Here is a 12,611-nt window from a genome sequence, read left to right on the forward strand (position 1 = left end):
CTGGAGGAAATTATGTCTATTAAGCTAGTCGCCATCGACATTGATGGTACCTTATTAAATGAAAAAAGAGAAATTACAGCACAAGTCAAAGAAGCAATTGCCCAAGCGGTAGCTAAAAATGTCGCCATTATTTTATGTACCGGGCGACCATTACCGGGCGTGCAAGAACAATTAAATGAACTAGATTTATATCAGGAAAATGATTTCGTCATCACTTACAACGGCGCTTTAGTCCAACAAACAAAATCGGGAAAAATTATTGCCCGTCATGGATTAGCACATGAAGACTATTTAGAAATTGAAGTCATGGCTCGTCGTGTTGGCAGTCATTTACATTCGATTGATGATCAAGCCATTTATACATCCAATCGTGACATCAGCGCTTATACAATTCATGAAGCAAGTTTAGTTAAAATGCCCTTGAAATATCGTACACCTGAAGAGATGACTTCAGACATCCATTTAGTCAAAATGATGATGATTGACGAACCAGAAATTTTAGATGCTGCTATCGCTCGCTTACCACAATCCTTCCGTAAAAAGTATACAACAGTCAAAAGTGCGCCTTATTATTTTGAAATATTAAACAAAGAAGCTAGTAAAGGGGCGGCTGTCGCTAACTTGGCACGACACCTTGACATTCACCAAGAAGAAATCATGGCTATTGGAGATAATGAAAATGATCTCTCGATGATTGAATACGCTGGAATAGGTGTAGCAATGGGAAATGCCATACCTTTAATAAAAAAAGCAGCAAATGTCATTACTGCAACAAACGACGAACATGGCGTAGCAGAAGCGATAAAAAAATATGTACTATAGATAAATACCGCAAAAAATAAACGAAAAAGGAGCCTATCTTTAAAAAGAGAGGTTCCTCTTTCGGATCAATTAAATGTTACTTTTTAAAAAAGTAACTAACCAAGGTTATAGCAAATCCTAGTATGCTATCAAAGACCAAAACAACAAAGGATATTTTCTTATTCCTTCATGAAAGTAACTAATTGTTGGTAGGTGTTTTGTGCTTGCTTATTGCTAAAATCAAATTGATATTCATGATTTAACACTGCTATTTTTTGATCATAACTTACTTTAGTTACTTTTATACCTTTTTGTTCCAATGCCTTTTCTACCTGATTCATTTGCTTTGTAAAAGTATTGGTGTTCCCATCCGTTAAGAATACTTTTTGAGTCCAATTATTTGTGTTTTTTGTAAGCGCTAATTGTTTTACTTCTTCTGATTGTTCAAACTTTTTATTGTCAAAATATGCCCAACCACATTTTGCATAGAGAAAACTGGAAATATTATCACTAACTTGTGTAAAGTTTGCTGGATCCAATAAACCTGATAAGGAAATGAATTTTATTATCTGATCATTTTTTAAACTAGGCTCAACTTGAATTGCTTGTTGAATTTGGCTATTTTGACTAGCTATGATATATTCGCTAGCAATTTGTGCTCCAGCCGAGTCCCCACCAAGAGATACTTTCATCCAATCAACGGATGGTCCATATTTTTCTTTCATCCAACGAACAACTTCATTTAATTGTTTGAGTGGTGTCGGATGTTTTACTTCAGGAGCAAGTTCATAGTTTATATTTATGACTATTTGTTGCGTATCTGCGCATAATAATTTTAAATAATCTTGACAATCACGTTTGTCTCCTGCGACGTAGGCTCCCCCATGAATCCAAAACAAAATAGGTAATGGTGATTCTTGTGTTTTTGGTAAATAGATATCTATGGCATTTTGGTTATAAGCGGAGGGATATTTGTCATTTTCAATTACTTTGATCTTTTCTATTTTATCACTAAAATCGCTAGGTCTAGGATAAACTTGCTCATTTCCACTGGTATCAAATTGCCTTTTTACTAGTAAACTAACTGGTTTAGGAGTCAATTGATTCATCCCCCAGATGATTCCAATAAGTAGTAAAATCGTTAAAGGAAGCCCTATCATTACTCTTTTTAGCCATTTCATTTTAGCATCTTCCCGCCTCTTCTTCTTTGATACAACCAACCCACTAATGAAATGAGTAAGAATGCGCTACCTGCTAGTGAAATTTTTATTCCTTGTTGATCACCAGTTAAAGGAAATGCTTTTTTCTTTTGATTTGTCTTTTCCTTTTTTGAACCCTTAGAAGATGCTGAAGAGTTGTTTGTGGCTTGATTTGAATGGTCTTTATTGGTTACATTATTATTTACATTATTAACATTATTTATATTATTTTCATTCGTATTATCGGCTATAGGTTCTTCCATTATTTTTTTGTAATGATAAATGACCGTAGGCGTTACTTCATTGAAAATCCCTTGCTGTTCACCTTCTATTTTTACAAATTCATACCCCGCAAATTTCTTTTGTTCCGTTTTGTAACGATCCCCATACGCTCCTTGAAGTTGCAGTGCCTCTTGATCATTAAGCAAATTTTGATTATTTTCATCTACATATTTAACAATAACTGAACGATTAAACACCATATCCATAAACGCTGCGATGTGTTGTTGATAAGCCTGTGGATCTACTTTTTGGGCCTCGCCGTGATCAGCACCTTCGACGATTAGTAAGTCTTTGTAACCACTCGACAATTCAAATAATTCTTGTGCATTAGAAACTGTCACTACTGAATCTATGCTACCATGAATAATCAATTTGGGAATAGTCGCATTCATCATTCCTTTTACAGGAAGATTTCCTGTCGTATTTAAATTCATTTCACGATCAAAATAGTATTCTTTCAACAATCCTAAATACAGATCTTCATGTTCTTTATCTGCTACAATATTCAAAATATTCAATAATTGTGACAATAGCGGAGCGACTGTTGAACTATACGTAAAGCGTAATTGTTCATCAATGGATTTAAAACCACAATTTTCAATAATTCCTTTTACATTTGTAGGAATATTTTTAGCTAACACGGACATCATCGTTGCAGCACCCATCGAACCGCCATAAAGTAATATCTTTTGTTGAGGTCTCTCGCTGATCTCACGATTGATCCAATACAATACATCATCTGATTCATATTGACCATATGTTACAAAATCTCCACCACTTGTTCCTGTGGCTCTAGACTCAACAAATATCATATTATAACCAGCTTGATAAAAGTCATTGTATTCATCCATTACGATCCCGTTATTCCAATTCCCGCGAAAACCGCCATGAATAATAACTGTTTTATCAGAGTTCTGGTTTACATAGTAGGCATATAAGTCCATCATCTTACCATCTTGATTGTTTAAAGCAGTTCCTTTGATTTGCTGAGTATTTGGATAAAATCCTGTATTTTCTGCTGGTGTAGTGCCATCATTTTGGCTGTTTGCTAAAGACATGAGTGAACTATCTTTTGCAAATGCAATATCGTAAAGAATATATGTCGTGATTAAGTTTTGAATAGTGTCGACTCCTACGTCAAAACGTTCTTTTACATTTTTTTCCATTATCTGATTAATCACAAGCATCATCAGACCTACAGCTGGAATTGCTGAAGTCGCAAAAACATTTTTAACTTTTTTTCCAAAATAATTTAGATATAATTTACCATTGAAGTTTTCTCCTTTTCCAATCGCATTAATTTCTGCTTCCTCGTCATCTTGCGCTTGTTTCGTTACTTCTGGTGAGTCATCTACAGTGGGTGGTTCATCTTGTTCAGTAGTTTCTTGCGTTTGATTCGTCTCAGACTCATTGTTTTCCGCATTATCTTGCGTTTGATCCGTCTCAGACTCATTATTCTCCATACTATCTTGCGTTTGATCTGTCGTTGCCTCTTCTTGTTCTGCTGTCTGCGAAGAATTAATAGACTCTGTTGATGAGGTTGAAACATTGTTTGTTGCGTCATTCGTGCCTTCAGTTGAAATTTCAAAATTTGTAGAAGAGGAATTTTCTTTACTTTCTTTTGAATGTACTAGCTGTTCCCCACTCACTACTAAAGGTGTACTCGTTCCTGATACCATTAAAAAAATCAATAACCCGTGTACTATTTTTTTTACTTTTTTTTCAAGACTTTCACTCCTTTATTTATCTAAAGGTATTTTATAAAAGCGCTATCATTTTTTATACAAAAAAATAACTGTTTATATCAAAAAATAAAATAACTAGTTTTTTATTAATTAGATTTCAATAAGCCCTTTTTTGATTGTTAAATGAAAAATTAATATTTATCTTGTCTAATAAAAAAAGATGCATGTATTTTTCCTGCATCTCAAGTAAGTAAACTATTATAAAAATCTAGTTTAGTGAATTTAAAACATCTTTTCTTTGATTCAATTATTCATAAGTTGCCTCTTTTGAAGTTTCCTTCATAGTCAGTGTTCGTTGTCAGTGTTCGTTGTTTTTTTGTGCTAACCATTTTTCAATCGCCCAACGATGGCTACCACGTTTTAATTTTTGGATCGCTTCTTCCGGTGCTACCCACCAAATCTTATTTATTTTTTCAGTCGGTTCCGCTACTTTCTTCCAATTTTTAGCAACGTAAAAATAACCGGGATTGTAATAATAAGTTTGTCGATAAGTGGAATAAAAATATTCATCCGCTTCTCCTAAATAATAGTCGATAGTTGCCACAATCCCCATTTCTTCCAGTAACTCACGACTAAGTGCTTCTTTTTTTGATTCAGTTGGTTCAATCTCGCCTCCTGGCAAAAAGAAAGCTTCGTTTGGTGCTTCAATTAATGCTAACGTATCGTTTTTTACTACGATAACATAGGATGCATAGCGCGACGTATATTTAACCATTGGTATTTTTTCTCCGAAAACTGGTTTAACCATGTTTTTTGTCCACCTTAAATTTATTTCCTTTCATTTTACATGAGAGTTTTCTCATAAACAAGCACAACCCTTCTATTTTTTTTTCTTTTTTTGTTATGATAAAAAAAAGAAGAGAAAGGATGTATCTGATTTATGAAAATGGCTCATACTTGCGTTCGCGTGAAAGACCTTGAGGCTTCTTTAACATTTTATCAACAAGCATTTGGTTTTGAAGAAAGCCGCCGACGTGATTTTCCAGAAAATAAATTTACACTGGTTTATTTAACTTTACCAGAAGACGACTACGAACTAGAATTAACCTATAACTACAAACATGAATCCTATGATTTAGGTAACGGATACGGTCACATTGCCATTGCTTCAGATGATTTAGAAGCACTTCATGAAAAGCATCAAGCTGCAGGTTTTAACGTCACAGATTTAAAAGGGCTACCTGGAACTGCTCCTTCTTATTATTTTATAGTTGATCCTGACGGCTACAAAATTGAAGTCATTCGTCGCTAATCGCATAGGGTATTCTTTTTCCTGCATTTGTTACTTTTAAATTTAAGTGCAAAAGAAACAAAAGTCGCAATTAGCCGGTAACTACAAAAATAACCCAAGGAAGTCAGTACATTTGTCTCATTCCTTGGGTTGTTTTTATCCGATCATGATGCTTTCTTCTGGAAGTTTATAATTCGCTTCTTTTTTATTTCCCTTCACTAATAATGAAAAGACAACGGTCATAATTCCTACTCGACCAATATACATCAAAGAAATAATGACTATTTTTCCGATGAAAGTCAAATCAGGCGTGAGCCCCATCGTCAATCCTACCGTCCCAAAAGCAGAAAAGACCTCAAAAGCAATATATTCAATTCCTGAATTTTTAGGGATAGTTTCCGTCACTGACAAAACCATAATGGCTGCTACACATAGCGATAAAGTAACAAAGAAAAGAGTCAATGCGCGTAAAACAGCAGTTTGACGAATCGTTCGGCCAAATACCTCGGCTCGTGTTTTTCCTTTAAACATTGCGTACATCTGTATAACTAATGTTCCTAATGTCGTTGTCTTTAAGCCGCCTGCAGTTGAACCAGACGTTCCGCCAATATACATTAAAAACATGGTCAATATTAATCCAGCATGACTCATTTGTAAATAATCAACAGAACAATACCCTGCAGTTCGTGGGGTAACACTCATGAAAAAAGTATTCACTAGTTTTTCAACAAATGTTCCTTTTACTAAAGTCATTCCGTTTCTTTCCGTAAAGTAAAACAAAATACAACCACCTATCAATAAAATACCCGTGACAGATAAGGCAATCTTTGAATGCAAAGTGATTTTCCTTACACGAGGATAGCTTAAAACATCGCGCCACACAATAAAACCTAAGCCGCCTGCAATGACCAGTACTGAAATCACCAACAGCAAATAAACATTTGTTTGATAATTTAACAAACTATCTCCCAATAAATCAAAACCCGCATTGCAAAAACTAGAAACTGCATGAAAAATACTAAACCAGATTCCTTTTCCTAAACCAAATTTAGGCACAAAAACAACACTTAATGCCAATGCTCCAAGTAATTGAATGATGACGGCAAATTTTAAGATGTAGATCATTAAGTTCATCACGCCGGACATTTTTTCAAGATTTAAGGCTTCTTTTAATACGATGCGCATACTAAAGCTAACTTTTTTCTTGGCGATGGCGAAAAAAATAATCGGCACCATCATAAAACCCAACCCGCCAATTTCAATCAAAAGCATGAGCAAAAACTGACCGGCACTGTTCCAATGCTCGGCCGTATTCAATGTGGTTAAACCCGTGACGCAAACTGCCGATGTAGCTGTAAATAGTGCATCAATAAAAGACGTACTTTCACCACTTCGACTAAAAAAAGGTAATGTCAGTAAGCCGCCTCCTAAAAAAATTAAGCAAAAAAAACCAGCAGAAAGTAACTGAACTGGTGATAATCGTTTTCTTACGTTTTTTTTCATAGCAGTCCTTCCTTTATATTACATGTTTCAAAATAGCAATAGCATTATTTCAAGAAAACAAGCGTAAGAAGAAAAAAGACAAGTTTTTCTTCTTACGCTGATTTCGCTACTTAAAATACATTCAGTTGAAACAACAAATGTTTTCAGATTCATTGAGTCGCTCCCATATTTTTCACTTTAATTAGTCGCGTCACTTCTGCCCGTTCGTTTTCTTCTAACTTCATTTTAATATAATAAATCGTCTCTTCCAACTGCGGAATCGTCATGTATTCTAAGGCATTGACCCTTCTTCTTGTCTTCTCAATTTCTTCTGCCATCAATTGACAAGTTTTTTCTACTTCCGATAATTTCAAAAGCATTGGCAACAATTGCGTAAATCGATCAATTGATCGGTCTAGCTCAGCGTTAGAATGCAAATACCCATATTCTAACGGCTTCTCGCGCCCTTCATAATGAAAACTCATAATCGGAACTTTGACGCTCATAACATTTTTCTCTACAACTGTGAGCGTCACATCTTCTGCCGGCAAAGCAAACAATTCATCAATAAATGACTCTTCAATCACGGACTTAGCCCTTACAAAATCATTCATTGCTTGTTGTATTTCTTTTTCTACTGTTTGACGCAATTCATTGTTTTTTCGAATTAACAAAATAAATTGGCGCATTAACTCATCTTGCTTGTCTTTTAAAAGTTTATGCCCTCTTGCAGCTGTTGTCAACTGTTTTTTTAACCGAGTTAGCTCCATTCGTGTAGGATTCACATTTAATCGCACAAAGAAATTCACTTCCCTTCTGACAGGTACTGATCCAGCATCTCATCTTTAATCCGTTTTAATTCCGTTCTTGGCAACATCGCTAACAATTCCCATCCTAAATCAAGGGTTTCAATAATCGTCCGATTTGTATCAAAGCCTTGGTTAACATATTCATTTTCAAAACGTTCGGCAAATTTCGCATAAATCTTATCAACTTCAGACAAAGCAGATTCACCTAACACCACTGCTAATTCTTTTGCTTGTTTTCCTTGGGCATAAGCTGCAAACAATTGATTCATGGTAGCTGCATGATCTTCTCTTGTTTTTCCCGCTCCTGTTCCTTTGTCTTTCAAGCGAGACAAAGAAGGTAAAACGTCAATCGGCGGTTGAATCCCACTTTTATATAGCTCTCTCGTTAAAATAATCTGCCCTTCTGTAATATAACCCGTCAAGTCAGGAATTGGATGAGTTTTATCATCTTCTGGCATAGTTAGAATAGGAATTTGTGTCACTGACCCTTTTAACCCTCGGATGCGACCAGCTCGTTCAAACAAAGTCGCTAAATTGGTATACAAATAACCGGGATACCCACGCCGTCCGGGAACTTCACGTCGCGCCGCCGAAATTTCTCTAAGAGCTTCTGCATAATTCGTCATGTCCGTCATAATCACTAATACGTGCATGCCTTTTTCGTAAGCCAAATACTCCGCTGCAGTAAGCGCCATTCTTGGCGTAGCAATCCGTTCGATCGCTGGATCATTAGCTAAATTCATAAACATGACTGAACGATCAATCGCTCCCGTTTGTCTAAAATCTTCCATAAAAAATTCAGCTTCTTCAAAAGTGATACCAATCGCTGCAAAAACCACAGCAAAATCTTCAGACGCATCAAGTACCGTTGCTTGTCGGGCTATTTGAGCGGCTAATTCTTTATGCGGTAAACCCGAGCCAGAAAAAACAGGTAGCTTTTGACCACGAACCAACGTATTTAAATGGTCAATCGCAGAAATTCCTGTTTGAATAAATTCATCTGGATAATCTCTCGCAATAGGATTGATGACCTCTCCGTTGATATCTAAATATTTTTCTGGCAAGATTTCTGGGCCATTGTCTTTTGGTCTTCCTAAACCATCAAATACTCGACCAATCATGTCTTCTGAAACACCTAATTGCAATGGATGACCCAAAAAACGAACAGAAGAATTTTTAAGATTGATTCCACTCGTTCCTTCAAAAATTTGTACCATCGCTTTATCTTCTTGAACTTCCAAAACTTGACCGCGACGGATTTCACCATTTTGCATACGGACTTCAATCAATTCCTCATATTTTACACCAGAAACTTTTTCTACTGCCATTAAAGGTCCGACCACCTCTTCGATTGTCCGATATTCTTTAATCATGGGACATCCCTCCTTCGGAAACAATGGATTGGATAGCCTCTTTTATTTCTTGATTGATTTTAATTATTTTGCTTAGTTCATCTTCTGAAATATACTTGCTGCGGCTAATTCGTTCCCTTACAGAAACCGTACCTTCCATAATTTCATTAAAATAAGCGCCTAAAGCTAAGGCCTTTCGTGCTTCTTTTCCAAAAGTCAAAATAATTTTTAACATATTCAATTGTTTTTCTCTTGAAGTAAAAGTATCTACTTCATCAAAAGCGTTTTGCTGTAAATAATCTTCACGAATTGATTTGGCTACTTCAAGGGTCAAGCGGTCATTGTCAGAAAGAGAATCAATTCCTACAAGGCGAACAATTTCATTAAGCTGCTCTTCTTCTTGTAAAATTCGCATCCCTTCAGTCACCATGTCCGACCAATTTTGTTGTAAAACTTGATCCATATATTTTCCGACTTCTGTTGAATATAAAGAATAACTTTGCAGCCAATTAATTGACGGAAAATGCCTTTTTTGAGCTAGGATAGAATCCAGTCCCCAAAAAACTTTCACAACACGTAGTGTATTTTGCGTCACTGGTTCTGAAATATCACCGCCAGATGGTGAAACCGCACTAATTGCTGTAATACTTCCTTGACGATTATCTGAACCTAAAGCAATGACTCGACCCGATCGTTCATAATATTCTGCCAAACGTGAACCCAAATAAGCCGGGTATCCTTCATCTCCTGGCATTTCTTCTAATCGTCCACTCATTTCACGAAGCGCTTCTGCCCATCGTGAAGTCGAGTCAGCCATAATCGCCACATCATAGCCCATATCACGGAAATACTCAGCGATCGTAATGCCCGTATAAATGGAAGCTTCACGAGCAGCTACAGGCATATTGGAAGTATTGGCAATTAAAACCGTACGTTCCATTAAAGACTCCCCAGTGTTTGGATCAATCAATTCAGGAAATTCATTTACCACATCGGTCATTTCATTTCCGCGTTCACCACAACCGACGTAAACAACTATATCCACGTCTGACCACTTCGCAATTTGGTGCTGTACGACTGTTTTACCGGCACCAAAAGGTCCCGGAACTGCTGCGGCTCCTCCTTTTGTTACAGGAAAGAATGTATCAATCACTCGTTGACCGGTCATCATCGGTATATCAGGATTTAATTTTTCTTTGATGGGTCGACCTTTTCGTACCGGCCACTTTTGCAACATCGTCAATTCTTTTTGATCATGTTGCGTCTCAATGACACAAATCGTCTCGTCAATTGAAAAAGAACCGGATGTAATTTTTTGTATTTTTCCTTCAACGCCATAAGGAACCATAATCTTGTGTTTAATAATCTTTGTTTCATCCACATAGCCAATGATGTCTCCAGCAGTGACATATGTACCTTCTTCTATTAATGGCTCAAACCACCATTTTTTCTCATGGTCTAATGCAGGTAATTGAATACCTCTGCCTAAAAAGTTGCTCTTAGTCACTTCCATGAATGTATCCAACGGTCTTTGAATACCGTCAAACATTTGTGAAATAATGCCTGGTCCTAATTCAACAGATAAAGCTTCTCCAGTTGAGCGAACTGGTTCTCCAGGCCCGATTCCTGAAGTTTCCTCGTATACTTGAATGGATGCCACATCTTTACGCATCTCAATAATTTCACCAATCACTCCTAAGTCTCCCACTAAACACATGTCTTGAATACTTGCATCTGACATATTTTCTGCCGTAACGAGAGGTCCAGAGACCTTTATGATTTTTCCGACTTGCAAACGACTATCTCCTTTTCCTATTATAAAATATTTTGTCCAACTGCTTTTTCTACACTTTTTTGTATCTCTTTTAAACCAATTCCAAGTGTTCCTTGATGACTAGGAATCAAAATAATTGTAGGAATTAATTGATTTTTATAACGCGCAATAGTTTCAGGAATCTGGTTGGCACATGGTTCAGTGATGTAAATCACGCCATACTCTTTCTTTGCCATTTCATCAATCGTCTTTCTTAGTTCATCTCTTGCTGTTTTATATTGAACATCAAAGCCGAATAGCCTAAATGGCGAGACAGAATCTTTATCACCTACTACTCCAATTTTATGCGTCATAGACCTGTCTCATCCTTTCTTTTAATTGCTCAATGGAAAATTTATTTCGCTTTCCAATCACCAACAGCCGTAAATTTTTACTTTCCACTTCCTTGGCATTTAAAAAAGCTAATAGCGGCAATGGACCAAAAGCTTGCGTTTGAGCCGCTTGATAAAATGAGCTTAAATAGTCATCTTTTAATTTTTCCAAACTCACTAAATCAATCATCCCCTCATGAATCACTTGTTTTAATAAATCACTATAGACAGTAGTAAGCAAAAATTGCGTATAAGTTTCCATTGTTCCACGAACAAAGGACAATAATAATTCTTTAGGAATACTCCCTGAGCTTGAAATAACAGTAGACATGAACCCAAGGGATCGTCCTTGCAAAATGCCTCTTGCAGTAGTGGTAACATTAGTCAGATCAATAAAAGCAATAATTTCTTCTAATAGTTCAGGATAACCAAGTTGTTCACCTAATCGCCGTTGCTCAGTTAAAAAACAGCGATCGTAGATAACGTCAATCCCTTGTAAAATAGCAGATTCTTCACAGTACGCATGGACTTCTTGGATGCAACACATAATATTTTCTGGTAGTTGAGAAGAAGCTTGAGTGTGAATCGCGTCTTTTAACACATCTAATGGATAAAAACCATCATTAATATAAAACTGGTCTAAGTTTTGACCCGTCATTTCTGCTTTTGTCAACACTTTCAAATTATGAAATGTATAACGCATCGTATAAAGCCAAACAATATCTGGCTCTGGAGAACATTCTTTTAACCATTCAAATAAATTACTTCTTTCTTTTGAAATATTTTTTTCAAAATCTTTTTCAAATCCTTCGTAAATATATGATTGATAACAGGTAGATTTCAAAAGCTCCCCAAATGAATTAACCGAGTCTGCTTGTAGCATTTGCTCAAATGTGTCTTTTGACAACAATTCTAGTTCTCTTTCACGAATCAAGGGATTCAATTCATGATACTTCATCTAACGGTCCCTCCTAGTCAAATAATTTTCTAGCAATTTCAGCACTCATCGTCTCTTGAAGTTCTTTGATCAAATGACTAAATAAAAAATTATATTGGATTCCATGGCTCTCAATAATAAAACCCGCTTGGTCTTTTTCAAAATGTTCTTCAAGCACTAATTCAAAAGGAAGTCCCTTTTGCCATTCTTCCATTAAAGAAGGTGTGAAGTATGCAGCTGTTTTTTCTCCTAGAATCAAGGAAGCTTTTCCGTTTATTGTCAAAGTCTGTAGCATTTTTTTCATTAATTCCAATTGTTCCTCTTTTGGCTTATTTTCTAATTGCGTCACAGCTTCCGTGAATAACCGTTGCAAAATCGCTTGTTTTTCAGTTAATATTTGCTGCTTTACTTGCATTTTTTGTTTGCTTCGTAACTGTCGATATTTTTTTTCGACTTCTGCCAATTGTTTGACTTTTTCTTTTTGAAAGTTCTCTTCCATTTGCAACCGTTTTTCTTCAAATTGCTGATCAATTTCCTTACGCTTCGTTTCTTCAAAACGCTTTCTTTCTTGTTGCGCTTCTTCATTTATTTGAGTGATGATTTTTTCAATCGCATTCACCGTCGTTCC

Annotated in this window: 12 protein-coding genes; 2 read left to right on the forward strand and 10 right to left on the reverse strand. The window is 36.1% G+C overall.

What is annotated here, in order from left to right; all coding sequences use genetic code 11:
* The first annotated feature begins 12 nt into the window (after positions 1–12).
* Positions 13–822, forward strand: a complete 810-nt coding sequence (gene yidA, locus RV14_RS03190) for a sugar-phosphatase (protein WP_071854868.1) — start codon at positions 13–15, stop codon at positions 820–822.
* A gap of 158 nt (positions 823–980) precedes the next feature.
* Here yidA and RV14_RS03195 read toward each other — a convergent pair whose 3' ends face one another.
* The 3 genes from RV14_RS03195 to RV14_RS03205 form a co-directional block, all read right to left on the reverse strand.
* Positions 981–1,982 carry an alpha/beta hydrolase gene (locus tag RV14_RS03195; RefSeq protein ID WP_071854869.1) on the reverse strand — a complete coding sequence of 334 codons (1,002 nt, stop codon included), beginning with the start codon at positions 1,980–1,982 and terminating at the stop codon, positions 981–983.
* Complete coding sequence (locus RV14_RS03200) at positions 1,979–3,961, reverse strand: alpha/beta fold hydrolase (RefSeq protein ID WP_071854870.1); 1,983 nt, start codon at positions 3,959–3,961, stop codon at positions 1,979–1,981. Before RV14_RS03200 ends, RV14_RS03195 begins: the two co-directional genes overlap by 4 nt.
* Positions 3,962–4,325: 364 nt before the next feature.
* Positions 4,326–4,775 carry an NUDIX hydrolase gene (locus RV14_RS03205; protein WP_071854871.1) on the reverse strand — a complete coding sequence of 150 codons (450 nt, stop codon included), beginning with the start codon at positions 4,773–4,775 and terminating at the stop codon, positions 4,326–4,328.
* Positions 4,776–4,907: 132 nt separating this feature from the next.
* On the opposite strand from RV14_RS03205, the gene gloA reads away from it, so the two are divergent.
* Entirely contained in the window at positions 4,908–5,279 is a 372-nt protein-coding gene (gene gloA / locus RV14_RS03210; protein ID WP_071854872.1) for a lactoylglutathione lyase, read from the forward strand.
* A 135-nt stretch (positions 5,280–5,414) separates the two neighbouring features.
* Here the strand turns inward: gloA and RV14_RS03215 are convergent, their stop codons facing one another.
* From RV14_RS03215 to RV14_RS03245, 7 genes are all read right to left on the reverse strand, one after another.
* Complete coding sequence (locus RV14_RS03215; protein WP_071854873.1) at positions 5,415–6,761, reverse strand: TrkH family potassium uptake protein; 1,347 nt, start codon at positions 6,759–6,761, stop codon at positions 5,415–5,417.
* Positions 6,762–6,910: 149 nt separating this feature from the next.
* Positions 6,911–7,537 carry a V-type ATP synthase subunit D gene (locus RV14_RS03220; protein WP_071854970.1) on the reverse strand — a complete coding sequence of 209 codons (627 nt, stop codon included), beginning with the start codon at positions 7,535–7,537 and terminating at the stop codon, positions 6,911–6,913.
* Between the two features lie 8 nt (positions 7,538–7,545).
* Positions 7,546–8,922 carry a V-type ATP synthase subunit B gene (locus RV14_RS03225; RefSeq protein WP_071854874.1) on the reverse strand — a complete coding sequence of 459 codons (1,377 nt, stop codon included), beginning with the start codon at positions 8,920–8,922 and terminating at the stop codon, positions 7,546–7,548.
* Positions 8,915–10,696, reverse strand: coding sequence for a V-type ATP synthase subunit A (locus tag RV14_RS03230; RefSeq protein ID WP_071854875.1), 1,782 nt, complete (start codon positions 10,694–10,696; stop codon positions 8,915–8,917). The genes RV14_RS03225 and RV14_RS03230 overlap by 8 nt, the downstream gene beginning before the upstream one ends.
* 20 nt (positions 10,697–10,716) lie before the next feature.
* Positions 10,717–11,028 carry a V-type ATP synthase subunit F gene (locus RV14_RS03235; RefSeq protein WP_071854876.1) on the reverse strand — a complete coding sequence of 104 codons (312 nt, stop codon included), beginning with the start codon at positions 11,026–11,028 and terminating at the stop codon, positions 10,717–10,719.
* Positions 11,018–12,004 carry a V-type ATPase subunit gene (locus RV14_RS03240; RefSeq protein WP_071854877.1) on the reverse strand — a complete coding sequence of 329 codons (987 nt, stop codon included), beginning with the start codon at positions 12,002–12,004 and terminating at the stop codon, positions 11,018–11,020. The genes RV14_RS03235 and RV14_RS03240 overlap by 11 nt, the downstream gene beginning before the upstream one ends.
* 13 nt (positions 12,005–12,017) lie before the next feature.
* Positions 12,018–12,602 (reverse strand): V-type ATP synthase subunit E, encoded by a 585-nt coding sequence (locus tag RV14_RS03245; RefSeq protein WP_071854878.1) that lies wholly within the window; start codon positions 12,600–12,602, stop codon positions 12,018–12,020.
* Positions 12,603–12,611 lie beyond the last annotated feature (9 nt).

This window comes from Enterococcus ratti, from assembly GCF_001886195.1.
GTDB lineage: Bacteria > Bacillota > Bacilli > Lactobacillales > Enterococcaceae > Enterococcus_B > Enterococcus_B ratti.

Coding starts and splice junctions, on each gene's coding strand:
- yidA (WP_071854868.1), top strand. CDS start 13: ATGTCTATTAAGCTAGTCGCCATCGACATTGATGGTACCTTATTAAAT.
- RV14_RS03195 (WP_071854869.1), bottom strand. CDS start 1,982: ATGAAATGGCTAAAAAGAGTAATGATAGGGCTTCCTTTAACGATTTTA.
- RV14_RS03200 (WP_071854870.1), bottom strand. CDS start 3,961: ATGGTATCAGGAACGAGTACACCTTTAGTAGTGAGTGGGGAACAGCTA.
- RV14_RS03205 (WP_071854871.1), bottom strand. CDS start 4,775: ATGGTTAAACCAGTTTTCGGAGAAAAAATACCAATGGTTAAATATACG.
- gloA (WP_071854872.1), top strand. CDS start 4,908: ATGAAAATGGCTCATACTTGCGTTCGCGTGAAAGACCTTGAGGCTTCT.
- RV14_RS03215 (WP_071854873.1), bottom strand. CDS start 6,761: ATGAAAAAAAACGTAAGAAAACGATTATCACCAGTTCAGTTACTTTCT.
- RV14_RS03225 (WP_071854874.1), bottom strand. CDS start 8,922: ATGATTAAAGAATATCGGACAATCGAAGAGGTGGTCGGACCTTTAATG.
- RV14_RS03235 (WP_071854876.1), bottom strand. CDS start 11,028: ATGACGCATAAAATTGGAGTAGTAGGTGATAAAGATTCTGTCTCGCCA.
- RV14_RS03240 (WP_071854877.1), bottom strand. CDS start 12,004: ATGAAGTATCATGAATTGAATCCCTTGATTCGTGAAAGAGAACTAGAA.